At 66.4% G+C, this 24,471-nt stretch carries 19 protein-coding genes and 1 other RNA gene; 18 read left to right on the top strand and 2 right to left on the bottom strand.

What is annotated here, in order from left to right; translation table 11 throughout:
- Positions 1-16: 16 nt before the first annotated feature.
- A complete protein-coding gene (locus ABIA40_RS20980; protein WP_404543098.1) occupies positions 17-730 on the top strand; it encodes an alpha/beta fold hydrolase in 714 nt (237 codons plus the stop codon).
- 177 nt (positions 731-907) lie between these two features.
- Here the strand turns inward: ABIA40_RS20980 and rnpB are convergent.
- Positions 908-1,338, bottom strand: an RNA gene (rnpB, locus tag ABIA40_RS20975) — RNase P RNA component class A.
- Between the two features lie 149 nt (positions 1,339-1,487).
- Between rnpB and ABIA40_RS20970 the strand changes: the two genes are divergently transcribed.
- Positions 1,488-1,841: a YciI family protein gene (locus tag ABIA40_RS20970; protein WP_157286942.1), complete on the top strand. Its 354-nt coding sequence runs from the start codon at positions 1,488-1,490 to the stop codon at positions 1,839-1,841.
- Between the two features lie 128 nt (positions 1,842-1,969).
- Positions 1,970-3,199, top strand: coding sequence for an RNA polymerase sigma factor (locus ABIA40_RS20965; RefSeq protein WP_404543097.1), 1,230 nt, complete (start codon positions 1,970-1,972; stop codon positions 3,197-3,199).
- Between the two features lie 122 nt (positions 3,200-3,321).
- Here ABIA40_RS20965 and ABIA40_RS20960 read toward each other — a convergent pair whose 3' ends face one another.
- Entirely contained in the window at positions 3,322-4,182 is an 861-nt protein-coding gene (locus ABIA40_RS20960; protein WP_225136852.1) for an N-acetylmuramoyl-L-alanine amidase, read from the bottom strand.
- Positions 4,183-4,622: 440 nt separating this feature from the next.
- On the opposite strand from ABIA40_RS20960, the gene rsmH reads away from it, so the two are divergent.
- The 15 genes from rsmH (at position 4,623) to ftsZ (ending at position 24,189) form a co-directional block, all read left to right on the top strand.
- Positions 4,623-5,612 carry a 16S rRNA (cytosine(1402)-N(4))-methyltransferase RsmH gene (gene rsmH, locus ABIA40_RS20955; protein ID WP_404543096.1) on the top strand — a complete coding sequence of 330 codons (990 nt, stop codon included), beginning with the start codon at positions 4,623-4,625 and terminating at the stop codon, positions 5,610-5,612.
- 3 nt (positions 5,613-5,615) lie between these two features.
- The gene (locus tag ABIA40_RS20950) at positions 5,616-6,008 is read left to right on the top strand and encodes a hypothetical protein (RefSeq protein ID WP_128263717.1); all 393 of its coding nucleotides are present in this window, start codon (positions 5,616-5,618) and stop codon (positions 6,006-6,008) included.
- Positions 6,005-7,771 carry a peptidoglycan D,D-transpeptidase FtsI family protein gene (locus ABIA40_RS20945; RefSeq protein ID WP_404543094.1) on the top strand — a complete coding sequence of 589 codons (1,767 nt, stop codon included), beginning with the start codon at positions 6,005-6,007 and terminating at the stop codon, positions 7,769-7,771. Before ABIA40_RS20950 ends, ABIA40_RS20945 begins: the two co-directional genes overlap by 4 nt.
- Before the next feature lie 86 nt (positions 7,772-7,857).
- Positions 7,858-9,330: a UDP-N-acetylmuramoyl-L-alanyl-D-glutamate--2,6-diaminopimelate ligase gene (locus ABIA40_RS20940; RefSeq protein WP_404543093.1), complete on the top strand. Its 1,473-nt coding sequence runs from the start codon at positions 7,858-7,860 to the stop codon at positions 9,328-9,330.
- Positions 9,327-10,709 carry a UDP-N-acetylmuramoyl-tripeptide--D-alanyl-D-alanine ligase gene (gene murF, locus ABIA40_RS20935; RefSeq protein WP_404543092.1) on the top strand — a complete coding sequence of 461 codons (1,383 nt, stop codon included), beginning with the start codon at positions 9,327-9,329 and terminating at the stop codon, positions 10,707-10,709. The genes ABIA40_RS20940 and murF overlap by 4 nt, the downstream gene beginning before the upstream one ends.
- 138 nt (positions 10,710-10,847) lie before the next feature.
- Positions 10,848-11,951 (top strand): phospho-N-acetylmuramoyl-pentapeptide-transferase, encoded by a 1,104-nt coding sequence (gene mraY / locus ABIA40_RS20930; protein WP_157286936.1) that lies wholly within the window; start codon positions 10,848-10,850, stop codon positions 11,949-11,951.
- Positions 11,952-11,958: 7 nt separating this feature from the next.
- Complete coding sequence (gene murD / locus ABIA40_RS20925) at positions 11,959-13,356, top strand: UDP-N-acetylmuramoyl-L-alanine--D-glutamate ligase (protein WP_404543090.1); 1,398 nt, start codon at positions 11,959-11,961, stop codon at positions 13,354-13,356.
- Between the two features lie 228 nt (positions 13,357-13,584).
- Entirely contained in the window at positions 13,585-14,736 is a 1,152-nt protein-coding gene (ftsW, locus tag ABIA40_RS20920) for a putative lipid II flippase FtsW (protein ID WP_271542677.1), read from the top strand.
- Positions 14,737-14,941: 205 nt separating this feature from the next.
- Positions 14,942-16,042, top strand: a complete 1,101-nt coding sequence (gene murG / locus ABIA40_RS20915; protein WP_404543088.1) for an undecaprenyldiphospho-muramoylpentapeptide beta-N-acetylglucosaminyltransferase — start codon at positions 14,942-14,944, stop codon at positions 16,040-16,042.
- A 149-nt stretch (positions 16,043-16,191) separates the two neighbouring features.
- Positions 16,192-17,595 (top strand): UDP-N-acetylmuramate--L-alanine ligase, encoded by a 1,404-nt coding sequence (gene murC / locus ABIA40_RS20910; protein WP_271542675.1) that lies wholly within the window; start codon positions 16,192-16,194, stop codon positions 17,593-17,595.
- Between the two features lie 5 nt (positions 17,596-17,600).
- The gene (murB, locus tag ABIA40_RS20905; protein ID WP_404543086.1) at positions 17,601-18,518 is read left to right on the top strand and encodes a UDP-N-acetylmuramate dehydrogenase; all 918 of its coding nucleotides are present in this window, start codon (positions 17,601-17,603) and stop codon (positions 18,516-18,518) included.
- A 132-nt stretch (positions 18,519-18,650) separates the two neighbouring features.
- Complete coding sequence (locus tag ABIA40_RS20900; protein WP_271542672.1) at positions 18,651-19,637, top strand: D-alanine--D-alanine ligase; 987 nt, start codon at positions 18,651-18,653, stop codon at positions 19,635-19,637.
- A 350-nt stretch (positions 19,638-19,987) separates the two neighbouring features.
- The gene (locus ABIA40_RS20895) at positions 19,988-21,004 is read left to right on the top strand and encodes a cell division protein FtsQ/DivIB (RefSeq protein ID WP_271542670.1); all 1,017 of its coding nucleotides are present in this window, start codon (positions 19,988-19,990) and stop codon (positions 21,002-21,004) included.
- Positions 21,001-22,323, top strand: a complete 1,323-nt coding sequence (gene ftsA / locus ABIA40_RS20890) for a cell division protein FtsA (RefSeq protein ID WP_036003557.1) — start codon at positions 21,001-21,003, stop codon at positions 22,321-22,323. Before ABIA40_RS20895 ends, ftsA begins: the two co-directional genes overlap by 4 nt.
- Before the next feature lie 87 nt (positions 22,324-22,410).
- Complete coding sequence (gene ftsZ, locus ABIA40_RS20885) at positions 22,411-24,189, top strand: cell division protein FtsZ (protein WP_404543085.1); 1,779 nt, start codon at positions 22,411-22,413, stop codon at positions 24,187-24,189.
- Positions 24,190-24,471 lie beyond the last annotated feature (282 nt).

Below are 24,471 nucleotides of genomic sequence, written 5' to 3'. Positions count from 1 at the left end.
AATGATGGAAACCCCGATGGCCCCGCGCGCGAAGACCTTCCTGCTCTGTCATGGCGCATGGTCCGGCGGATGGGCGTGGAAGAAGATGCACCCGCTGATGGCGCAGGCCGGCCACCGCCTGGTGGCGCCGACCTACACCGGGCTCGGCGAGCGCGCGCATCTGGCCAATCCGTCGGTCGATCTCGACACCCATATCCAGGACATCCTCAACGTCATCGCTTTCGAGGACCTCAGCGACATCGTGCTGCTCGGCCACAGCTATGGCGGCATGGTTGCGACCGGCGTCGCCGACCGCGCGCGCGAGCGCGTAACGCAGCTGATCTATCTCGACGCCTTCGTGCCGCGTGACGGCCAGTCGCTGTTCGACCTCAACGAGGGCGGGCGCGTGCCGATGCGCAAGGCAGTCAGCTCGGGCGACGGCTATCGCATCCCGCCGAACCCGCCGCCGCCGGACACCTCGCCGGCCGATCTCGACTGGCTCAACGCGCGCCGCGTCCCGATGCCGATCAAGTGCTTCGAGACGCGCCTGAGGGTCGAACACGGCGAGCCGGAGATGCCGCGCAGCTACATCTACTGCACACGCCTTCCGCCCGGCGATGTGTTCGGGCAGTTTGCCCAGCGCACGAAGAGCGAGGAGGGCTGGCGCTATGTCGAGCTCGACGCCAGCCACGCGCCGAATGTGACGGCGCCGGAGGTGTTGATGAAAGTGTTGAGCGAGATCGTGGCGTAGTTCGTCATTCCGGGGCTCGCGAAGCGAGAACCCGGAATCCATTCATCCACCGACACTGCCGCGCGATGGATTCCGGGTTCGTGCTGCGCACGCCCCGGAATGACACTGGTTGAATGTTTGCGCGCTCGTACAATTGGTGAGGGGTCCGATGCGCTAGCATCGAACCCCTCGTTGCAAGATATCAGCCGGCCTGTAAGCCGGGTTCTGTAGGGCACCGTCCGCTTGCGCGAACGATACGTGACGGCCATTCCTCTGGGACCATGTTTGCACACGGCCTCGAGCAACCTACCCGGACGGCGGGCCTGACATCGCCCCGCGGCGTTATCGCTTTCGCGAACAGCCCGCTTAAGCCGTCCCTATTCGGTTTTGCTCCCGGTGGGGTTTGCCATGCCGGCTCCGTTGCCGGACCCGCGGTGCGCTCTTACCGCACCTTTTCACCCTTGCCGCGCCGAAGCCCCGGAGGGCGAAGGCGGGCGGTTCGTTCTCTGTGGCACTTTCCCTGGGGTCACCCCCGCCGGACGTTATCCGGCACCGCATGTCAAGGGAGCCCGGACTTTCCTCCCCGGCGGCCTTTCGGCACCTGCCGGAGCGGCCGTCCGGCCGACTGACGGCTTTAGGCATGGGCATTTGTGACGGTTTCGTCAAGCCGATATCGCGAGGCACGCTCGCCCAGAAATAATTTATCCTGAAGATGTCGTTTGGCGCGTGCCCCGTTCGACTGGATGTCGGCGATGGAGCCGAACACAGGAGTGAAGCAATGCAATATCTGCTGATGATCTACCAGAACGAGGTCGAGTACGCGAAGATCGACGCGGCGACCAGCCAGAAGATCCTGGCCGAGTATCAATCCTTCACGCAAGACATCATCCAGAACGGCAATTTCAAGGCCGGCGACCGCTTGCAGCCGACCACGACCGCGACAACGGTGCGCGTGCGCGACGGAAAGACGCTGACGACCGATGGTCCGTTCGCGGAAACGCGCGAGCAGCTCGGCGGCTATTACCTGATCGAAGCCAAGGATCTCAACGCCGCCATCGAGATCGCGGCGCGGATTCCGAGCGCACGCATCGGCTCGATCGAGGTGCGGCCGATCTGGGTCTACGACAAGTGACGGCTCTCACCTTCGTCATTTCCGGGATGCGCCGCAAGGCGCAGGCCCGGAATCCATATCCCCGAATCGTGGTTATGGATTCCGGGCTGCCGCGCCCGGGAATGACGAGAGGGGAGTGATAGCGTGACATGACCCCGAGCGAGATCGGAAAAATCTTCCGCGACGAGGCGGGGCGGGCGCTGGCCACGCTGATCCGTCTCGTCGGCGATTTCGATCTCGCCGAGGACGCGCTTCAGGATGCTTTTGCGGTCGCGCTGGAACGCTGGGCGTGTGAGGTCCCCGACAATCCGCGCGCCTGGCTCGTCAACGTCGCCAAGCATAAGGCGATCGATCGCATCCGCCGTCAGGCTGTGTTCCGCGGCAAGCAGCAGGCGCTGGTGCACGAGCTCGAGCTTAACGCGCTGGGCCCGGACGAGCCGACCGCAACGCTTGACGACGACATGCTGCGGCTGATCTTCACCTGCTGCCATCCCGCGTTCGCGCCCGAGGTGCAGGTCGCGCTGACGCTGCGCACCGTGTGCGGACTGTCGACGGCGCAGGTGGCACGCGCCTTCCTCGTCGGCGAGGAAGCGATGGCGCAGCGGCTCGTCCGTGCCAAGCAGAAGATCAGGCTTGCCGGCATCCCCTATGAGGTGCCGGAGCGCGAGATGCTGGCGCCGCGGCTCGATGGCGTGCTCGCCGTGATCTATCTCGTCTTCACCGAAGGCTATGTCGCGACCGAGGGCGCGGACCTGATGCGGCCCGATCTGGCGAGCGAGGCGATCCGGCTTGGCCGCCTGCTGAACCGGTTGATGCCCGACCGCGCCGGCATCAAGGGCCTGCTGGCCCTGATGCTGCTGCACGACGCGCGCCGCGCCGGGCGACAGACGCCGGCCGGCGACATCGTCCTGCTCGAAGAGCAGGACCGCTCGCTGTGGGACCGCGCGCAGATCGAGGAGGGCTTACGACTGGTGGAGCATGCGCTGCGCGTGCCGGGCCGGCCGCAGCCCTATGCGGTGCAGGCTGCGATCGCAGCGCTGCATGCGCGTGCGCCGAGCTTCGAGGAGACCGATTGGCCGCAGATTGCGGGGCTGTACGGGGTGCTGCTGCGCATCAATCCGTCGCCGGTGATCGAGCTCAATCACGCCGCGGCGCTGTCGATGGTCGATGGGCCGGCACGAGCGCTCGATCTCGTCGATGCGATCGCCGCGCGCGGCGGGCTTCGCGGCTATGAGCTGTTGCCCGCCGTGCGCGCGGATCTGTTGCGGCGGCTCGGCAGGACGGAGGAGGCGCGCGAGGCCTATCGTGCAGCGACGGCGGCGACACAGCTCGCGCCGTTGCGAAGGCTCTATGCGCGAAGAATGAGGGAGATGGATTGAGTTTCCGTCTTGGCCGGGCTTGTCCCGGCCATCCACGTTCGCATGCGCGGAGGCAAGACGTGGATGCCCGGGACAAGCCCGGGCATGACGGAGCAAGAGGTCACATTCTCGGAAGACCTCTGCTATGTCGACGCCACCGGCGTTCCTTCCGCCGGCAGGCTCGCCAGCAGCGCTTGCAAGGTCGACAGCGTCGAATGATCGGCGACGCCGTCGAGCCGCGCCGGGCGGAAATGGCGCTGGAAGGCGGTGACGACTTCCATCGTCGCAGCGTCGTACTTGCCGTTCAGGGGCACGCCATAGCCGTACCTTGCCAGCGCCTGCTGCATGCTCAGCACCGCGTCACTGATGGTGCCGAGCATGAGAGTCTCGCCGCGGACGATCGGCGCGGGCGTCACCCAGTGGCCGACGCCGGAATTGGCCAGCGAATGCCATGGAAATTTCTCGCCGGGATCCTTCTTGCGGGCGGGCGCGACGTCGGAATGGCCGAGCACCCGGTGCGCCGGCACCTTGCGGCGGAGCATGATGCCGCGACACAGCGCGATCACGGCAGCGATCTGGCGCAGCGGATACTCCGGATAGCCCCAGTCATGGCCGCGATTGATGATCTCGATGCCGATCGAGCAGGAGTTGATGTCGTCCTCGCCGGCCCAGGAGGAGACGCCGGCGTGCCAGGCACGCTTGGCCTCAGGCACGCATTGCACGATGCGGCCGTCCTCCAGCACGACATAATGCGCCGACACTTCGGTGCCGGCGGTGCAGAGGCGCGCCAGCGCGCCTTCGACATCGGGCATGCCGGTGTAGTGCAGCACGATCATGTCCGGCTGCCGTCCCTTGTTGCGCTCGCCATGGTTCGGGGAGGGGATGATGTCCGAGACGATCGAGGAATCGGGCTCGAAGGTGCGCAGGCCCGCCACGGTCTTGGGAACCGGGAGAACGCGGTGACGCTTCGAATCAGATCCAGGCGTGGACGAACCCGAGGGCATGAGCAGCTCAAATCGACGGAGAGTGGGGCAAGCCCTTCTCTTTACTATTCCTTTACCCTCCATCGCGCGCAATCGCGCGGCGCGGTTAACGGATTCATTTTGGCAATGTGTGTGGATGACGCATCACCCCATCGTCACCTTTTCCACTTGTCTCGAACCGAGCAACGCTTTCTTAACGCTAAGGGCCGTTACTGAGGGATGAAGAGCCGACCCGCGTCCGGAGGCGGCCAAAGCGTATTTTGGCTCGAAATCCCATGGCTGCCCGACAAATTCCACTGGGAACACTGGGTTTGTGGCCCAGGACGATCGGGCTCGGTAACCATGCTGGACGGGGGCTTTGTCGTGGAACCGCCGCGACGCGCAATGATTCGAGGCGTTATGGGCTTGTTCGGCCTCGATTCCGCTCGGGTATTTCGGCCGGCGGCCGGCAGGCGTCGCCCATGAGCTCGACTCCGCATATCCCCGTTCTGGGCCGTGAGGCCATCGCGCATCTCGCTCCGCGCGAGGGCGGCGTCTATGTCGATGCCACCTTTGGCGCCGGCGGCTATAGCCGCGCGATCCTGGACGTGCCGGGAACCCGACTGATTGCCATCGATCGGGACCGCACCGCGATTGCCGGCGGCGCCGAGCTGGTCGAACGCGCCGCGGGCCGGCTGACTCTGGTCGAGGACCGCTTCTCCAATCTCGCCGAAGTCTGCGCGGCGCAAGGCGTCGATGTTGTCGACGGCGTCGTGATGGATGTCGGGGTATCCTCGATGCAGCTCGACCAAGCCGGCCGCGGCTTCTCCTTCCGCCTCGACGGTCCGCTCGACATGCGGATGGGACAGACAGGTCCGACCGCGGCCGACATCGTCGCGCGCGCCTCGGAAGGCGATCTCGCCGACATCATCTATCTCTTCGGCGAGGAGCGGCATTCGCGCCGCATCGCCCGCGCCATCGTGGCGGACCGGCAGGAAACCCCGTTCACGACCACGCGTGCGCTCGCCGATCTCGTCGGCAGGGTGGTGCGATCGAAGCCCGGCGACATTCATCCGGCGACACGGACGTTCCAGGCGCTGCGCATCTTCGTCAACGAAGAGCTCGAGGAGCTCCAGGCGGCGCTCGTTGCGGCCGAGCGCGTGCTCAAGCCCGGCGGCCGCCTCGTCGTGGTCTCGTTCCATTCGCTGGAAGACCGCATCGTCAAGAATTTCCTCTCCGAGCGTTCCAAGACCGGCGGCGGCTCGCGGCATCTGCCGGAAGTCGCGCAAGTCCCGCCGAGCTTCCAGCTGCTGACGCGGCGACCGGTCGTCGCCGGCAAGGACGAAGTTGCGCACAATCCGCGCGCGCGCTCGGCAAAGCTGCGCGCGGCCGAGCGCAGCTCGGCGCCGGCGCATGAGACTGATGAGGCATCGTCCTGGCCGAAGCTCGCCGACGTGATGAGGGGCGGCTAGCGCATGCGCATCATCCACCTCCTCGTCATCGGTGCGCTGATCTTCGCAGCCGCCCATGTCTACCGGATCAAGATGGACTCCACGGCGCGCACCGAGAAGGTGCTGCGGCTGCGTGCGGAGATCCGCGAGCAGCGCGATGCGATCGCGGCGCTGCGCGCCGAATGGGCCAAGCTCGATGCGCCCCACCGCCTCCAAGGCCTCTCCGACCGGCATCTGCACCTCAAGCCGGTCAACGGCACGCAATATGATTTGCTGAAGAACCTGCCGGAGCGTCCGCCCCGGATGTTCAGGCCGGGCGAGCCCGATCCGATCGGGGCCATGCTCAAGACCATTGAAGCTGCGAGCGATCCCGACACGGTGACGGGCTCCGTGCCTCAGCCCGAGGACAAGCAATGAGCCCGGCAACGCCTGCAAAACTTACCGAAAAGTCGACCGAGCGGTCAGGTGAACCTTGGCGGCGGCGGCTGATCCGAAGCCTGCTCTACGGGCGCAACGTCGATCGCGCCGCGAAGGCGCGCGCGCGTGTCGGCCTCGCCATGCTCGCCTTCGCTTCGGTCTATGCCCTGATCGGCGGGCGGCTCGTGATGTTCGCCATCGGCGCCGACGCCCACAGCGCGCGCCGCGCCGCAGCGCAAGAGGTGGTTGCGACCGCGCGGCCCGACATCGTCGATCGCAACGGCGCCATCCTTGCGACCGACGTCAAGGCGGCGAGCCTGTTCGGCGAGCCGCGCCGCATCATCGACAAGGACGAGGCGATCGAGCTCCTCACCGCGACCATTCCCGACCTCGACGAGGCTGAGGTGCGCGAGCGCCTGAGGACACGCAAGGGCTTCGTCTGGCTCAAGCGCGAGGTCACGCCGGCGCAGCAGCAGGCCGTCCACAAGCTCGGCATTCCCGGCATCGGATTCCTGCGCGAGAACAAGCGCGTCTATCCGACCGGCAACGAGGTCGCTCACCTCATCGGTCTCGTCAATATCGACAACCAGGGCATCGCCGGCCTCGAGAAGTGGCTCGACAATCAAGGGCTCGCCGACCTCCACCGCGCCGGCTTTGCCACCGACCGGTTGCAGAAGCCGATCGAGCTCGCGGTCGATCTGCGCGTCGAGCACGCGCTGCGCGACGAGCTGTTGAAGGCCAAGGACAAGTTCCGCGCCAAGGCCGCCTCCGGCATCGTCTCAAACGTCAAGACCGGCGAGATCGTGGCGATGGTCTCGCTGCCGGACTTCGATCCCAACAATCCGAAGGAAGCGCACGACCCCGACCGCATCAACCGCCTCACCACCGGCGTCTACGAGATGGGCTCGACCTTCAAGGCGTTCACGCTGGCGATGGGGCTCGATTCCGGCAAGATCAGTCTGAACTCGATGTGGGACGCGCGCGGAAACCTGCATTACGGCAAGTTCACGATCCACGACAGCCATCCGGTCGGGCGCTTCATCAACACCAAGGAAGTGTTCACCTATTCCTCCAACATCGGCGCGGCGCGGATTGCGCTCAACCAGGGGGTCGAGGCGCACAAGGCGTTCCTCGCAAAGCTAGGCCAGACGACGCGGCTGCGCACCGAGTTGCCGGAGAGCGCGGCGCCGCTTCTGCCGCGGCGCTGGAGCGAGCTGAACACGGTAACCGCCGCGTTCGGCCAGGGCCTGTCGGTGGCGCCGCTGCAGGCGGTGATGGGCATCAACGCGCTGGTGAACGGCGGCCATCTGATTCCGCCGACATTCCTGAAGCGCAGCGAATCCGAGGCCATGGCGATGGCCAAGCGCGTCATCAAGCCGGAGACCAGCGACAAGATGCGGTTCCTGATGCGGCTCAATGCCGAAGTCGGCTCGGCGAGAAAGGCGGACGTCAAGGGCTATTACGTCGGCGGCAAGACCGGCACGTCCGAGAAGGTCGTCAACGGCCGCTACGCCAAGAAGCGCGTGCTCAATTCCTTCACCGCCATCCTGCCCTGCGATGATCCCAAATATCACGTCCTGATCATGCTGGACGAGCCGCAGGCACTGCCGGAAACGCATGGTTTCATCACCTCGGGCTGGAACGCGGTGCCGACCGGCGGCAAGGTGATCGAGCGGATCGCGCCGCTTCTGGGGGTCGAGCCGCGGTTCGAGCTGCCGCCTGCGGAGCGCCTTATTCTTGCAGCATCCAGGACAACCCAGTAATCAACCGGGTGGGCCATTGCCGCTGCTGAGTCGGGATTTTCTCCCGAGAATTCGGCCTTCCGGCAGGGCATGTCGACTGGAACACCATGAAGCTGCGCGACCTCTTGAGTCAGGATGTCAAGGGCAATGATGCCGCAATCGAGCCCGCTGTTGCGGCGCTCGAGGTGAGCGGCGTTGCGCTCGACAGCCGCCTAGTCAAGCCGGGCGATCTCTTCTTCGCGCTGGCAGGCAGCAAGACCGACGGCGCCCGCTTCGTCGATGCGGCGATTGCCGCTGGCGCTGTTGCCGTTGTCGGTGACCATGCACCGGCCGCGTGCAAGGTGCCGTTCATCACGAGCGCCAATCCGCGCCGCGCGTTGGCGTTGGCCGCTGCGAGGTTTTTCCCGGCACAGCCTACGACGATCGCCGCGGTGACCGGAACCAGCGGCAAGACCTCGGTCGCCGCGTTCACGCGCCAGATCTGGGAGCGGCTCGGGCATGCCTCCGCCAGCATCGGCACCATCGGTCTGGTGTCGCAGAAGCGCACCGTCTACGGCTCGCTGACCACGCCGGATCCGATCGCGCTGCACCGGCAGTTGGACGAGATCGCGCGCGAGGGCGTCACGCATCTCGCCTTCGAGGCATCTTCGCACGGGCTGGACCAATATCGCCTCGACGGCGTGCGCATCTCGGCCGGCGGCTTCACCAATCTCTCCCGCGACCACATGGATTACCATCCGACCGTCGCGCATTATCTCGCGGCCAAGCTCCGCCTGTTCCGCGAGCTGGTGCCGCCGGATGGCGCCGCGGTGATCTCGGCAGATCATGATTGCTCGGCGGAGGCGATCGATGCGGCGACATCGCGCGGCCTGCGCGTCATGGCGGTGGGCCGCAACGGCGATGGCGCAGGCGAGGGCATCCGCCTCACGGAGGCCGTGGTCGAAGGCTTCTCGCAAAAGCTCACGGTCGAACATCGCGGCAGGGCTTACGCGATCCGGCTGCCGCTGGTCGGCGAATTCCAGATCGAGAATGCGCTGGTGTCGGCCGGCCTTGCCATCGGCACGGGCAGCGATGCTGAAAACGTGTTTGCGAGCCTCGAACATCTCGAAGGCGCCAAGGGCCGGCTCGAGCGCGTCGGCGAGCGCAACGGCGCGCCGATCTTCGTCGATTATGCGCACAAGCCCGATGCGCTCGCGAAGGCACTGCAGGCGCTGCGGCCTTATGCGAGGCGCAAGCTGGTCGTCGTGTTCGGCGCCGGCGGCGACCGCGATGCCGGCAAGCGTCCGATCATGGGCGAGATCGCGGCGGAGAATGCCGACGCCGTCATCGTCACCGACGACAATCCGCGCAGCGAGAAGCCGGAAGCGATCCGCGCCGCGATCCTCGCCAGCGCCAAGGGCGCGCGCGAGATCGGCGACCGCGCCGAGGCGATCCGCGCCGCGATCGAGGACTTGCAGGAGGGCGATGCGCTGCTCATCGCCGGCAAGGGCCACGAGACCGGGCAGATCGTCGGCGGCGAGGTGCTGCCTTTCAGTGATCACGAGGCGGTCGCCGCCGCACTAGCGTCGAGGGTTGCATGAGCGGGCCAATATGGACGGTTGCCGAGGTCGCGCGCGCGCTGGGCGTCGCCGGATCGTTCCCGGAGACGCCGATCGATTTCGTCACCCAGGACAGCCGGCTGGTGAAGCCGGGCAGCCTGTTCGTTGCGCTGAGCGGCACGCCGAGCGGCGGCTTCGTCTCGGCTTTTGCAAGCGCGCGCGACGGCTGGGAGTTCGCCGACAAGGCGGAAGCCGCAGGCGCAGTCGCGATGATCGTACCGCACGAGATCGCGGGCATCCGCATTCCCCAGATCGTCGTCAACGACACGCTGATCGACGGCCTCTGGGGCCTCGCGCGCGCCGCACGCGCGCGCTTCAATGGCCCGGTGATCGGGCTCACCGGCAGCGCCGGCAAGACCAGCACCAAGGAATTTCTCGCCGCCTATCCGAACGCCTATGCCAGCCCCTCGAGCTTCAACAATTTCTGGGGCGTGCCGCTGACGCTGTGCAATGCCAGACGGGACGCCAGCCTCTGGGTCGTCGAGATGGGCATGAACCAGAAGGGCGAGATCGCGCGATTGAGCGAGCTCACGCAGCCGACCGTCGCGCTCGTCGTCAACGTCCAGCCGGTGCATCTGGAAAAGCTCGGCTCGCTCGAAGCCATCCGGCGCGAGAAGGTATCGATCGCGCTCGGACTGCCCGAGAACGGCGTGCTGGTACTGCCCGCCGGAATCAAGGCTTCCGAGTGGAAGGGCAAGGTCGTGCGCTTCGGCGGCGAGCATGCCGAGGTGCACGAGGTCGCGCACGCGCCGCACGGCGAGAGCTGGCAGGTCGTGGCCGCGATCGGCAGGAAGGAGATCGCCTTCAGCCTCACCCCTGGCGCGCCGCACCGGGTGCACAATGCGCTGGCCGCGCTCGCCTCGGTTCATGCCGCGCATCTCGACGTCGCGACCCTCGCGGTCAAGCTCGACCGAGTCGGCATCATGACCGGCCGCGGCGTCGAGCAGGCGGTCGGCGACGTCACCGTGATCGACGACAGCTTCAATGGCAATCCGGCCAGCGTGGCCGCGGCGCTGCAAAGCCTGCAGGCGCGCAACATGAGCGGCGGCCGCCGCATCGCGATTCTCGGCGACATGCTCGAGCTCGGCGCGGACGCAACGAGCTATCACACCGGCCTTGCCAGCCACCTCGACGGCATCGACGGCGTCTATTGCGTCGGGCCGCTGATGCGCCACCTGTTCGACGCATTGCCCTCGGGCAAGGGTCTTGGCTGGCACGACGATCCCGCCACGCTGAAACCGGCGGAGGTCGCAAACCTGCTGAAGGCAGGCGACGTCGTGGTTGTCAAGGGCAGCAAGAAGATGTTCTGGGTCAACAAGTTTGTGCCGGGGCTGGTGGCCGCCTTGCAGGCAAAGGCGTAAACTGCTTGGAAGGCGCCGTTCCCGAATCCCACCCCTTGCGGCGAAAGCCGTCCGTTTCCCGAACGCGCGGCCCATGACGAAGACCAGCGAATGCGCGTGAAGCACCTGGACGTGCAAAGGCGCCATAGGACCGTCTGAATGTTTTACTGGCTGATCGAGCTTTCCAACACATTTCCGGGCTTCGGTGCCTTTCGCACCTTCCTGAACGTCTTCCGCTACATCACCTTCCGCACCGGTGGCGCCATCGTGACCGGCGCGCTGTTCGTGTTCCTGTTCGGCCCCTGGATCATCGATCACTTGCGCATCCGTCAGGGCAAGGGCCAGCCGATCCGCACCGACGGTCCGCAATCGCATCTTTCCAAGAAGGGCACGCCCACCATGGGCGGGCTGATGATCCTGTCCGGGCTCACGGTCGGCACCGTGCTGTGGGCGAATCCGCTCAACCCCTATGTCTGGATCGTGCTCGCGGTGACGCTCGGCTTCGGCTTCGTCGGCTTCTATGACGATTACCTCAAGGTGACCAAGCAAACCACGACCGGGTTCGGCGGCAAGCTGCGCCTCTTGATCGAAGCCGTGATCGCGCTGGTCGCCTGCTATGCGCTGGTGCGGCTCAACCGCGATCCCGCCTCGACCGCGCTGACGATTCCCTTCTTGAAGGATACCGTGCTGCATTTCGGCTGGTTCTTCGTCGTCTTCGGCGCGTTCGTGATCGTCGGTGCCGGCAATGCGGTGAACCTCACCGACGGGCTCGACGGCCTCGCCATCGTGCCGGTGATGATCGCCACCGCGAGCTTCGCGATGATCGCCTATCTCACCGGCAACTTGGTGTTCGCCGACTACCTCCAGATCAAATATGTCGCAGGCACCGGCGAGCTCGCGGTGCTCTGCGGTGCGCTGCTCGGCGCCGGTCTCGGCTTCCTCTGGTTCAACGCGCCGCCGGCCTCGATCTTCATGGGCGACACCGGCTCGCTCGCGCTCGGCGGCATGCTCGGCGCGATCGCCGTCGCGGTGAAGCACGAGATCGTGCTCGCCGTGATCGGCGGATTGTTCGTGCTCGAGGCGGTTTCGGTCATCGTCCAGGTCGTGTCCTTTAAGCTCACCGGCAAGCGCGTGTTCCGGATGGCGCCGATCCACCATCATTTCGAGCAGAAGGGCTGGACCGAGCCGCAGATCGTGATCCGATTCTGGATCATCTCGGTGATGCTGGCGCTCGCCGGCCTCTCGACGCTGAAGCTGCGGTGACCGATCGATGATCCCCGTCACGTCCTTCGCCGGCAAGACGGTCGCGGTGTTCGGCCTCGGCGGCTCGGGGCTCGCCTCCTGCCATGCGTTGAAGGCCGGCGGCGCCGACGTGATCGCCGCCGACGACAATGCCGAGAACGTCGCTAAGGCCGCGCAGGCCGGCTTCATCACCGCGGACTTGCGCAACGTCTCCTGGGCGAAGTTCGCCGCGTTGGTGCTCGCGCCCGGCGTGCCGCTGACGCATCCGGTGCCGCACTGGAGCGTGTTGAAGGCGCGCGAAGCTGGCGTCGAGGCAATCGGCGACATCGAGCTGTTCTGTCGGGAGCGGCGCCGCCACGCGCCGGACGCCCCGTTCGTCGCCATCACCGGCACCAACGGCAAGTCGACCACGACGGCGCTGATCGCGCATCTCACGAAAGTCGCGGGCTACGACACCCAGATGGGCGGCAACATCGGCACCGCGATCCTGTCGCTGGAGCCGCCGCGCACGGGCCGCGTCCACGTCATCGAGATGTCGTCCTACCAGATCGACCTGACGCCCTCGCTCGATCCCTCCGTCGGCATCCTGCTCAATGTCAGCGAGGACCACATCGACCGCCACGGCACGATCGAGCACTACGCCGCGGTGAAGGAGCGCCTCGTTGCCGGCGTGCAGGTCGGCGGCACCTCGATTGTCGGTGTCGATGACGGCTTTTGCCGCGACATCGCCGACCGGCTCGACCGCGCCGGCAAGAACGTGGTGCGCATCTCGGTCAAGAACCCGCTCGCGTCGGGCATTTACGTCGAGCACGGCACCATCGTGCGCGCCGCGGGCGGCGCCCGCAGCGAGGTCGCCGCGCTCGGTGGCATCGGCTCGCTGCGCGGCCAGCACAACGCGCAAAACGCGGCCTGCGCGGCTGCTGCCGCGCTCGCGATGGGCATCAGCCAGGACGTGCTGCAGAACGGCCTGCGCAGCTTTCCGGGCCTGGCGCATCGCATGGAGCAGGTCGGGCGCCGCGGCAACGTGTTGTTCGTCAACGATTCCAAGGGCACCAACGCCGACGCCACGGCGCATGCGCTGTCGTCCTTCGCTGACATCTTCTGGATCGCCGGCGGCAAGCCCAAGGCGGGTGGCATCACTGGCCTCACGGGCTTCTTCCCGCGCATTCGAAAAGCCTATCTGATCGGCGAAGCCGCGCAGGAGTTTTCGGGCACGCTCGGAACGGTCCCGCACGAGATCAGCCAGACCCTCGACGTCGCCGTCGAGCACGCCGCGCGCGATGCCGAGGCTTCGGGCCTCACTGATGCGGTCGTGCTGCTGTCGCCCGCCTGCGCCTCCTTCGACCAGTACCGCAATTTCGAGATCCGTGGCACCAAGTTCCGCGAGCTGGTGCAAGTCCTGCCGGGCGTGAAGCCGGTGGTGTGAGGGCGCTCTCGTGTCCCGGACGCGCGGAGCGCGAGCCGGGACCTAGAAGGCGATACGGTATACTGTTGAGAGTTGGGCCCCGGCTCTGCAGCGCAGCGCGCCGCAAAGGGCGGCGCGCTGCGCTGCGTCCGGGGCACGAGACTCTCCACAACTTGAACCATCATGTTAACCCCCCGGTAACCAACCTCGGCGACCAATGAACGGACCTCTGTCCGAAAGCGGCCGCCCATGCTCTCCCGTGAAGAACGCACCCCCTTTTCCGAGTGGTGGTGGACCGTCGACAAGCCGCTGATGGGCGCCATCCTGGGGCTGATGCTGACCGGGGTGATCCTGTCACTGGCGGCGAGCCCGCCGGTTGCGACCCGCATCGGGCTCGATGCCTTCCATTTCTTCAGCCGCCACGTGCTGTTCCTGGTGCCCTCCTGCATCGTGCTGCTCGGGGTGTCCTTCCTGTCACCGCGCGCGATCCGCCGCTCGGCGCTGATCATCTTCGCGGCGAGCATCGTCCTGATCGTGCTCACGCTCGCCTTCGGCCCGGAGGTGAAGGGCTCGCGCCGCTGGATCACGCTGCTGGGCGTCAACATCCAGGCCTCCGAGATCGCAAAGCCGTCCTTTGTCGTGATCGCTGCCTGGCTGTTCGCGGAATCGACCAGGCGCCCGGAGATGCCGGCGACCTCGATGGCAGTGGTGCTGCTCCTGATGCTGGTCGCGCTATTGGTGATGGAGCCGGATTTCGGCCAGACCATGCTGGTGCTGATGGTGTGGGGCTCGCTGTTCTTCATCGCGGGCATGCGGATGATCTGGGTGTTCGGCCTCGCAGGGCTCGGCGCGGCCGGCCTGTTCAGCGCCTATCTGTTCGTCCCGCACGTCGCAGGACGTATCAGGCGCTTCATGAACCCGGCCTCCGGCGACACCTTTCAGGTCGATACCGCCATGGAGGCGTTCTACAACGGCGGCTGGTTCGGGCTCGGACCGGGCGAGGGCATCGCCAAGCGCAGCCTGCCGGACAGCCACACCGACTTCGTGTTTGCGGTCGCTGGCGAAGAGTTCGGCATCATCCTGTGCCTTGCGATGCTTGCGCTGTTCGCCTTCGTCGTGATCCGCACGCTGTCGCGCGCCTATGCCAACGAGGACATGTTCGCGCGCTTTGCGGCCTCCGGGCTCGCGATCCTGTTCGGCGTGCAGGCGGCGATCAACATGTCGGTGAACCTGCAGCTCATCCCCGCCAAGGGCATGACGCTGCCCTTCATCTCCTATGGCGGCTCCTCGATGGTCTCGCTCGCCTATGGCGTCGGCATGATGCTGGCGCTGACGCGGCTGCGCCCGCGCACCGAGGTCGAGGCGAGCGGCCACGCCGAGGCGATGCGCAGTTACGCGTGAAGCTCTCGTGTCCCGGACAAGCGCAGCGAAGCGGAGCGCAGAGCCGGGACCCAGGATGCCGCAGCCATATCGCAGAAGGAATGGGCCCCGGTTCAGCAGCGCACCACGCTGCGAAGGGCAGCGCGCTGCGCTGCGCCCGGGGCACGAACACTCATTGTTGCCTTCGCTCGCAATGACGAGAAAGACCCTGTAAAACTCTCTCATTATGGACACGTCCCCCCTGATTCTTCTCGCCGCGGGCGGCACCGGCGGCCATCTGTTTCCGGCCGAGGCGCTCGGCGTCGAATTGATCCGGCGCGGCTATCGCGTCCGCCTCGTCACCGACGAGCGCGCGCTGCGCTATAGCGGGCTGTTCAGCAAGGACATGATCGACGTCGTCAGAAGCGAGACCGCGCGCGGCCGCAATCCGTTCCAGCTCGCCTATGCCGGCCTCACGCTTGCCGCCGGAACGCTGTCGGCCTATGCGCTGATCAAGCGATTGAAGCCCGTCGCTGTCGTCGGCTTCGGCGGCTATCCGACGCTGCCGCCGCTGGTCGCGGCGAAATTCGCCGGCGTGCCCGGCATCATCCACGACGCCAACGCCGTGCTCGGCCGCGCCAACCGGTTCCTGTCGCGCCACGTGCGCGCCATCGCGACGTCCTTGCCCGGTGTGCTCGATCGCGACCCGGCGCTGGCAGGCAAGACCACGACCGTCGGCACGCCGATGCGTCCGGCGATCCTCGCGGCCGCTGCGGTGAAATATGCAGCGCCCGAGCCAAACGGTCCGCTGCGTCTGCTCGTCGTCGGCGGCAGCCAGGGCGCGCGCATCATGGCCGACATCGTGCCGGGCGCGATCGAAAGGCTCGAGCCTGCGCTGTGGAGCCGTCTCGTCCTCACCCAGCAGGTGCGCGAAGAGGACATGAGCCGCGTGCGCGCCGTCTACGACAAGCTCAAGATCAAGGCCGAGCTCGCGCCGTTCTTCACGGATCTGCCGGCGCGGCTCGCCTCCAATCATCTCGTGGTATCGCGCTCCGGCGCGGGTACCGTGGCCGAGCTCGCCGCGATCGGCCGCCCCTCCATCCTGGTGCCGCTGCCCGGCTCGATCGACCAGGACCAGTTCGCCAATGCCGGCGTGCTGGTCAAGGTCGACGGCGCAATCCGCATCCCGCAGACCGAGTTCACCTCCGACCGGCTGGCGTCGGAAATTTCTGGCTTCGCCGCCGAGCCGGCGCGGCTTGCCGCGATGGCTGAAGCCGCCCGCGGCGCTGGCCGGCTCGATGCGGCCGAGCGGCTGGCGGATCTCGTGGTCAAGGTCGCGGGAATCTGACGCCTGTTCCGGCCCGAATGGCCAAAAAAGTCACTTGTCATGCCCCGCGAAAGCGGGGCATCCAGTATCCGACGCAGTTGATTTGAATCTCAGGCGTCGCGGAGTACTGGATCGTCCGCCTTCGCGGACGATGACCCCAAGGAAACCACATGAGACTGCCGCGCGAGATCGGACCCATCCACTTCGTCGGGATCGGCGGGATCGGCATGAGCGGCATCGCCGAGGTGCTGGTCAATCTCGGCTATGCCGTGCAGGGCTCGGATGCCTCCGACAATTACAATCTCGACCGTCTGCGCAAGAAGGGCGCGAAAGTCTCGGTCGGCCACAAGGCCGAGAACATCGACGGCGCCGAGGTCGTGGTCGTGTCCTCCGCGATCAAGCGCGACAACCCGGAACTGATGGCCGCGCGCGAGAAACGCATTCCCGTGGTGCGCCGCGCCGAGATGCTGGCCGAGTTGATGCGGCTGAAGAGCTGCGTCGCCATCGCCGGCACGCACGGCAAGACCACCACGACGACGATGGTCGCAACGCTGCTCGACGCCGGCGGCCTCGATCCGACCGTCATCAATGGCGGCATCATTAACGCCTATGGTTCGAACGCACGTCTCGGCGCGGGGGACTGGATGGTGGTGGAAGCCGACGAGAGCGACGGCACCTTCCTGAAGCTGCCGACCGATGTCGCGATCGTCACCAATGTCGACCCCGAGCATCTCGATCACTTCAAGACCTTCGAGGCCGTGCAGGACGCGTTTCGTCACTTCGTCGAGAACCTGCCGTTCTACGGCTTTGCCGTGATGTGCATCGATCATCCCGTGGTGCAGAGCCTCGTCGGAAAGATCGAGGACCGCCGCATCATCACCTATGGCGAGAATCCGCAGGCCGATGCGCGGCTGGTCGATCTCACCGCGGGCGGCGGCGGCTCGAAGTTCAAGGTCGTGATCCGCGACCGCAAGAACGGCACCACGCACGAGATCGCCGATCTCGCGCTGCCGATGCCGGGCCGGCACAATGCCTCGAACGCGACGGCGGCGATCGCGGTCGCGCACGAGCTCGGCGTGTCGGACGAGGTGATCCGCAAGGCGCTGGCCGGCTTCGGCGGCGTCAAGCGCCGCTTCACCAAGACCGGCGAGTGGAACGGCGTCACCGTGATCGATGATTACGGCCATCACCCCGTGGAGATCGCAGCCGTGCTGAAGGCCGCGCGCGATTCCTACACCGGCAAGGTGATCGCGGTGGTGCAGCCGCATCGCTATACCCGCCTGCAATCCCTGTTCGAGGAGTTCTGCACCTGCTTCAACGATGCCGACGCGGTCGTCGTCGCCGATGTCTATGCCGCCGGCGAAGCGCCGATCGAAGGCATCGACCGCGATCATTTCGTCGCCGGCCTGCGCGCCCACGGCCATCGCGAGGTGATCCCGCTGCCCAATGCCGGCGAACTAGCCAAAATCGTCCATGGCATCGCCAAGAGCGGCGATCTCGTTGTGTGTCTCGGCGCCGGCAACATCACGCAATGGGCGTATGCGCTGCCGGACCAGTTGAAGGCGTTGGGGTAAGGACGGTGGGTTTCCCCGACATCACGCCCGCTCTCAAAGCCGCGATGCCGGATCTGCGCGGCCGGCTGCTCGCCAACCAGTCGCTCGCCGAACTCACCTGGTTTCGCGTCGGCGGTCCAGCGCAGGTGCTGTTCACGCCAGCGGACGAGGCCGATCTCGCTTACTTCCTGGCGCATCTCGCCTCCGACATTCCCGTCTACGTCATCGGGGTCGGCTCCAACCTGATCGTGCGCGACGGCGGCATTGCCGGCGTCGTGATCCGCCTTGCGCCGCGCGCTTTCGGCGAGGCGAGCGCGAGCGGCGACATCGTCACAGCGGGCGCCGCCGCGCTGGACAAGCGGGTGGCCGAAGTCGCCGCCGCCGCCAATATCGGCGGGCTCGAATTCTACTTCGGCATTCCCGGCACGATCGGCGGCGCGCTGCGCATGAATGCCGGCGCCAATGGCGGCGAGACCAAGGACGTGCTGATCGAGGCGAGGGGTGTCGGGCGCGACGGCACCAAGCACGTCTTCTCCAAGGCCGAGATGAAGTTCGTCTACCGCAGCAGCGGCGTCGATCCCTCCATCATCTTCACCTCCGCGCGCTTTCGCGGCGAGATCAGGGACGCGGAGGCGATCCGCGCGCGCATGGCGGAGGTGCAGAGCCATCGCGAGACCGCGCAGCCGATCCGCGAGAAAACCGGCGGCTCGACCTTCAAGAATCCGCCCGGCCATTCCGCCTGGAAGCTGATTGACGCCGCCGGCTGCCGCGGCCTGCGCGTCGGCGGCGCACAGGTTTCGGAGATGCACTGCAACTTCCTGATCAACACGGGCGATGCCACCGCGCACGACATCGAGACGCTCGGCGAGACCGTGCGCGAACGGGTGAAGGCGAATTCCGGAATTGAGCTACACTGGGAAATCAAGCGGATCGGGGTTTCATGATCACCGTCATTCCGGGATGCGCCGCAGGCGCAGGCCCGGAATCCATAACCCCGACTGGTGGTTATGGATTCCGGGCTCGCGCTTTCAGCGCGCCCCGGAATGACGATGCAGATAGGTAACGGACCAAAAAACATGCGCATCACCATCCTCTTCGGCGGCTCCAACCGCGAGCGTCTTGTCTCGGTTGCCACAGCCCAGGCGCTGCATCAGGCGCTGCCCGAGGCTGACCTCTGGTGGTGGGACGTCGAGGACAAGGTGCACGTCGTGCAGTCGAAGCAGCTGCTCGAGCATGCCCGCCCGTTCGAGGACGAATTCAAGCCGGGCACGCGCGGCGTCCCGCTCGCGCAGGCGCTCGACCGGGCCAAGGCTGAGGATCGCGTGCTGGTGCTCGGCCTGCACGGCGGGCGTGCCGAGAACGGCGAATTGCAGGTGATGTGCGAGGCGCGCGGCGTGCCCTTCACCGGCTCGGGCTCGGCGTCGTCGCATCTGGCCTTCGACAAGATCGCAGCCAAGCACTTCGCCGCGCTCGGCGGCGTGACGCCGCCGGAAAATCTTGCGCTCGATGATATCGACGAGGCTTTCGCCGAGTATGGAAGGCTGATCGCAAAGCCCGCGCGCGACGGATCGAGCTACGGCCTGATCTTCGTCAACGCCAAGCAGGATCTCGTCGCTGTCCGCAACGCAGCGAAGCATGAAGAGTACGTCATCGAGCCCTACATCGCCGGCGTGGAGGCGACCTGCGGCGTGCTGGAGCGCACCGACGGCTCGATCATCTCGCTGCCGCCGATCGAGATCATTCCGGGCGAGGGCAATTTCGACTACGCGGCGAAGTATCTTTTGAAGTCGACCCAGGAGATCTGCCCCGGCCGCTTCGCACCCGAGATCACCGCCGCGCTTAAGGAGCAGGCGATGCTGGCCCACCGCGCAATGTCCTGCACCGGCTATTCCCGCTCTGACTTCATCGTCTCGGACAAGGGCCTCGTCTATCTCGAAACCAACACGCTGCCCGGGCTGACCAAGTCCTCGCTCTACCCCAAGGCGCTGAAAGCCGAAGGCATCGAGTTCGTCGACTTCCTGCGCGGCCTGGTCGAGCTCGCCTGCCAGCGCGTGCGGAAATAGTCAGGACTGGTTAACGGCCAGACCGGCGAAACGGGGCGGTTTGGTGGCCAAAACCGGTAAAATGCCGGACATCGCGGCGCAAATGCCAGACATCGCGAGGCAAAATGCGCGAGTCGTTAACGAACTTTACCTTTTGTTTACCAGGACGTCCGAAGGTTAACGCTGGCGGCGCATATGGCGCTTTGGCTGCCGGCGCGTGAGCTGTCGCGGGTGATGTCACCCCCAGCGAACGCTTTGAAGGGGAGAGGTTTTCTTCTGCTGAAGACCAGCACCCGGCCCGGCAGGTCCGAGACGTCATGTTCGCCAGGATCCGCGCGATGTCGCGGGCAAACTGTTGACGAGCTCGTGCAATGGATGGTGCAGGACGCCTCACCCGATCGCTTTTAAGGTCGCTGAGGCCCCAAGCTGACCTGAAGGCGGCCGCTATCGGAGCGGTCGTGCTTCTGCGCGAGTGGATGCAGGACAAGCACGAAGCGGCGCGCGCTGCCGCCAGGGACAAAGCCAAGGCCAAGGCCGTCATCGAGCGCGAGCCACCGCCGCGCCTGGTCGCGCTGGTCGAGCGCTATCTGCCGCGCCGGGTCGGCCTGACCATGACCGTGCTGCTGTTGATCGGCAGCTGCGGCTTCGGCATCGTCAAGGGCGGCCACCTCCAGGATTTCGTCACCGCGGTCAGCGATGCCCGCAATGCGCTGGCCAATTCCGCCGGCTTCCGGATCACCTCCGTCGTCATCAACGGCCGCAAGCAGCTGACGCAGGACGAGATCCTCGCGATCGGCGGCGTCAGCGGCCGCTCCTCGCTGCTGTTCCTCGATGCCGAGGCGGTGCGCGACAAGCTCAAGGCCAATCCCTGGATCGCTGATGCGACCGTGCTGAAGCTTTATCCGGGCCAGCTCATGATCGAGCTCACCGAGCGCAAGGCGTTCGCGCTGTGGCAGGAGGCCGGCCGGCTCTCCGTCATCGCCGACGACGGCGCCGTGCTCGAGCCCTATGTCTCGCGCCGCTTCCTGTCGCTGCCGCTCGTAGTCGGCAAGGGCGCCGAAACCCAGGCGCGCGATTTCCTGGCGCTGCTGGCGCGCTATCCGCAGGTCCATTCGGTCACCAAGGCCGCGATCTACGTCGGCGAGCGGCGCTGGAACCTGCGGCTCAAGGACGGTCTCGACATCCGCCTGCCCGAGCAGGACGTCGGCAACGCGCTTGCGATGCTGTCGAAGCTCGACAAGGAGGACAGGCTCTTTTCGCGCGACATCGTCGCCGTCGACATGCGCCTGCCGGACCGGCTGGTGGTGCAGCTCTCCGAGGACGCCGCCAAGGCGCGCGAGGAGCTGTTCAAGGACAAGAAGAAAAAGAAGGCCGGGGATTCCGCATGACCGGTCTCGATCGCACCCAGACGCCGAAGACGCGCCCGATGCCGCACAAGCGCGGCGGCATCGTCGCCTGCCTCGACATCGGCACCAGCAAGATCGCCTGCATGATCGCGCGGCTGAAGCCCTCGCCGCCGAGCGATGCGCTGCGCGGCCGCACCCATGCGGTGGAATTGATCGGCTATAGCCAGATCCAGGCGCGCGGCATGAAGGCCGGCGCTGTGATCGATCTCGGCGAATGCGAGCAGGCGGTGCGCCAGGCGGTCGGGCTTGCGGAGAAGATGGCCAAGGTGCGGGTCGAGTCCGTGCTGTTGTCGGTCTCCGGCGGCCGGCTCGCCGGCCAGCTGGTCGAGGCTGCCGCCGACATTCGTGGCGGCGCCGTGACGCCGGCCGATGTCAGCCGCGTCACCTCCACCGGCATGCGCCACGCCACCGGCGAAGGCCGCACCGTGCTGCACGCCCTGCCGGTCGGCTACACGCTCGATGGTGTCAAAGGCATCCGCGATCCCCGCGGCATGGTCGCGCACCAGTTCGGCGTCGACATGAACGTCGTCACCTGCGACGCCACCGTGGCGCGGAACCTGATGCTGGCGGTGGAGCGCTGCCACATCAATGTCGAAGCCATGGCAGCGAGCCCCTATGTGGCCGGATTGTCGGTGCTGACCGACGACGAGGCCGATCTCGGCGCCGCTGTCGTCGAGATGGGCGCCGGCACCACCACGATTGCCGTTTATTCGGGCGGCCGCTTCGTGCACGCGGCGGGTTTTGCGGTCGGCGGGCAACACATCACGATGGATCTTGCGCGCGGACTCTCGGCGACCATTGCCGATGCCGAGCGAATCAAGACCTTATACGGCACCGTCATCACCGGCGGATCGGACTCGCGTGAGCTGATGTCTGTGCCGACAGCCGGTGACGAGCAGGATCTGCCGCAGATCGTCTCCCGCGCCACCATCGCGAACATCGTCAAGCACCGTGCCGAGGAAGTCTTCGAAATGGTTCGGGACAAGCTGAAGGATTCGCCCTTCGCCGCAGAGCCGAACGGCCGTGTCGTGCTCTCGGGCGGGGCCTCGCAGCTGACCGGCCTCGTCGATCTCGGCACCCGGATTCTCGGCCGGCCCGTGCGGGTCGGTCGTCCGCTCGGCTTCGGCCGGCTTCCCAACGAGGCGAAGAACGCCGCGTTCGCGGTGCCGGCCGGACTTCTGGTCTACCCGCAATATGTTCACCTCGAACATGTCGAACCGCGGCATACGCGGCAGCAGATCAAGACAGGGACCGGCGGATATTTCGGAAAGGTCGGACGATGGCTACGCGAGGGCTTCTGATGACCGCTTTCCGCAATCTTCGATTTTCACCAACTCCCGCGGCCACCGGCCGGGGCGAACCCACGCGCGCGTGATCGAGAGGCAACCATGACCATCAGCATCAATGTTCCTGATATTCACGAACTGAAGCCCCGGATCACCGTGTTCGGCGTCGGCGGCGCCGGCGGCAACGCCGTCAACAACATGATCACGGCGGGCCTGCAGGGCGTCGACTTCGTGGTCGCCAACACCGACGCGCAGGCGCTGACGATGTCGAAGGCGCAGCGCATCGTGCAGATGGGCACGGCCGTCACGCAAGGCCTCGGCGCCGGCTCGCAGCCGAACGTCGGCGCCGCGGCCGCGGAAGAGGTGATCGACGAGCTGCGCGACCATCTCTCGGGCGCCAACATGGTGTTCGTCACCGCCGGCATGGGCGGCGGCACCGGCACGGGTGCAGCTCCCGTCATCGCCAAGACCGCGCGCGACATGGGCATCCTCACCGTCGGCGTGGTGACCAAGCCGTTCCACTTCGAGGGCCAGCGCCGCATGCGCACGGCCGAAGCCGGCATCTCCGAGCTGCACAAGGTCGTGGATACGCTCCTGATCATCCCGAACCAGAACCTGTTCCGGGTCGCCAACGAGAAGACCACCTTCGCCGACGCCTTCGCGATGGCCGACCAGGTGCTCTATTCGGGCGTCGCCTGCATCACCGACCTGATGGTCAAGGAAGGCCTGATCAACCTCGACTTCGCCGACGTCCGCGCCGTCATGCGCGAGATGGGCAAGGCGATGATGGGCACCGGCGAAGCCTCCGGCGACAAGCGCGCGCTGACCGCCGCGGAAGCCGCGATCGCCAACCCGCTGATCGACGACTCGTCGATGAAGGGCGCCAAGGGCCTCCTCATCTCCATCACCGGCGGCAAGGACCTCACTTTGTTCGAGGTCGACGAGGCCGCGACCCGCATCCGCGAGGAAGTCGACCAGGACGCCAATATCATCGTCGGCGCCACTTTCGACGAAGCGCTCGACGGTCTGATCCGCGTCTCGGTGGTCGCCACCGGCATCGAGCAGGCCGCGATCGCCCGCAACAGCCAGGCCACCTCTGCGCCCGTCGCCAACCCGGCACCACAGATGCAGCAGGCTGCCGCCCCGGCCGCCGCCGAGAGCCGTCTCGCCGACCTGACCGCCCGGCTGCGCGCCGACAACCAGCGTCTGGCCGAGCGCGCCCAGAAGCTGGAAGCGCAGACCCCAGCCGCCGCGCCGGCTCCCGCTGCGCCCCGTCCGAACGTCGAGCGTGCTGCGCTCGCCGCGATCGCCGCTGCCGTTTCCGAGGTGCCGCAGGCGCCCGCGCCGCAGACCTATGGCGACGTCACCGTGCGCCCGATCGCGCAGAAGCCGACCCTGTTCCCGGAGGCCGATATGGCCCCGGTCACGGTGCAGGAGCCGATGACGCCTGATACCTTCATCCCGCCGCAGGCCGAGCGTCCGGCCCGGACGCCGCGCATGCCGCGAATCGAGGAGCTGCCGATGCCGGCGCAGGCCGAGATTCGGCAGGCACGCGGCGAGGCCGAGGAGGAGACCCCGCAGAAGACCCGCCTGTCGCTGTTGCAGCGCCTCGCCAATGTCGGCCTCGGCCGTCGCGACGAGGAAAGCGAGCCGCCGGTCGCGGCCCGCACCGCCGGTCCTGCCATGCCGCCGCTGCCTGAGCGCCGGCCGCAGAAGACCGTGGCGCAGCAGATCGCGTCCAATGAGCCGGTATCCGAGTATGCCCGCCGTCCCGCGCCGCAAGGGCTGGACATCCACGGCCGCCCCGCGCCTGTTGCGCCGGCGCCACAGGGTGACGACCATCTTGATATCCCGGCCTTCCTGCGGCGGCAGGCGACCTGAGAATTGTTACAATAAGGCGGACGAAAAAAGGTCCCGGCGAGAAGCTCGCCGGGACCTTTCCTTTTGTCCCGGGCACATCCGGATAGCGCAGCCAAACAACTGATTTTAAATCATTAATTACGACTTCAGTGGTTCAGTAAAACTGCCGATAAGGGTCCCGAAACCCGGTGCAATTTGGTTAAGCCTTGGCGCGAATACGGCAGGTTTGGGGTAACAATCGGTAAAAAAGCGTGAGTTGGCGCTGTTTGAGGCTGCAACTATGGTTTGCCGTGACTTGGGGAT

It is taken from the genome of Bradyrhizobium sp. USDA 223, from assembly GCF_044909005.1.
Classification (GTDB): Bacteria; Pseudomonadota; Alphaproteobacteria; order Rhizobiales; family Xanthobacteraceae; genus Bradyrhizobium; species Bradyrhizobium yuanmingense.
The sequence above is the reverse complement of the archived record's forward strand: the minus strand, read 5'-3'. Positions and strand labels throughout refer to the sequence as shown.

Excerpts from the sequence above, each read along its gene's own strand:
- murC (WP_271542675.1), top strand. The coding sequence starts at position 16,192 with ATGAGACTGCCGCGCGAGATCGGACCCATCCACTTCGTCGGGATCGGC.
- ftsZ (WP_404543085.1), top strand. The coding sequence starts at position 22,411 with ATGACCATCAGCATCAATGTTCCTGATATTCACGAACTGAAGCCCCGG.
- ABIA40_RS20950 (WP_128263717.1), top strand. The coding sequence starts at position 5,616 with ATGCGCATCATCCACCTCCTCGTCATCGGTGCGCTGATCTTCGCAGCC.
- ABIA40_RS20965 (WP_404543097.1), top strand. The coding sequence starts at position 1,970 with ATGACCCCGAGCGAGATCGGAAAAATCTTCCGCGACGAGGCGGGGCGG.
- ABIA40_RS20895 (WP_271542670.1), top strand. The coding sequence starts at position 19,988 with ATGGATGGTGCAGGACGCCTCACCCGATCGCTTTTAAGGTCGCTGAGG.
- ftsW (WP_271542677.1), top strand. The coding sequence starts at position 13,585 with ATGCTCTCCCGTGAAGAACGCACCCCCTTTTCCGAGTGGTGGTGGACC.
- ABIA40_RS20900 (WP_271542672.1), top strand. The coding sequence starts at position 18,651 with ATGCGCATCACCATCCTCTTCGGCGGCTCCAACCGCGAGCGTCTTGTC.
- murD (WP_404543090.1), top strand. The coding sequence starts at position 11,959 with ATGATCCCCGTCACGTCCTTCGCCGGCAAGACGGTCGCGGTGTTCGGC.
- murF (WP_404543092.1), top strand. The coding sequence starts at position 9,327 with ATGAGCGGGCCAATATGGACGGTTGCCGAGGTCGCGCGCGCGCTGGGC.
- ABIA40_RS20970 (WP_157286942.1), top strand. The coding sequence starts at position 1,488 with ATGCAATATCTGCTGATGATCTACCAGAACGAGGTCGAGTACGCGAAG.
- ABIA40_RS20945 (WP_404543094.1), top strand. The coding sequence starts at position 6,005 with ATGAGCCCGGCAACGCCTGCAAAACTTACCGAAAAGTCGACCGAGCGG.
- mraY (WP_157286936.1), top strand. The coding sequence starts at position 10,848 with ATGTTTTACTGGCTGATCGAGCTTTCCAACACATTTCCGGGCTTCGGT.
- ABIA40_RS20980 (WP_404543098.1), top strand. The coding sequence starts at position 17 with ATGGCCCCGCGCGCGAAGACCTTCCTGCTCTGTCATGGCGCATGGTCC.
- ftsA (WP_036003557.1), top strand. The coding sequence starts at position 21,001 with ATGACCGGTCTCGATCGCACCCAGACGCCGAAGACGCGCCCGATGCCG.
- ABIA40_RS20960 (WP_225136852.1), bottom strand. The coding sequence starts at position 4,182 with ATGCCCTCGGGTTCGTCCACGCCTGGATCTGATTCGAAGCGTCACCGC.
- murG (WP_404543088.1), top strand. The coding sequence starts at position 14,942 with ATGGACACGTCCCCCCTGATTCTTCTCGCCGCGGGCGGCACCGGCGGC.
- rsmH (WP_404543096.1), top strand. The coding sequence starts at position 4,623 with ATGAGCTCGACTCCGCATATCCCCGTTCTGGGCCGTGAGGCCATCGCG.
- ABIA40_RS20940 (WP_404543093.1), top strand. The coding sequence starts at position 7,858 with ATGAAGCTGCGCGACCTCTTGAGTCAGGATGTCAAGGGCAATGATGCC.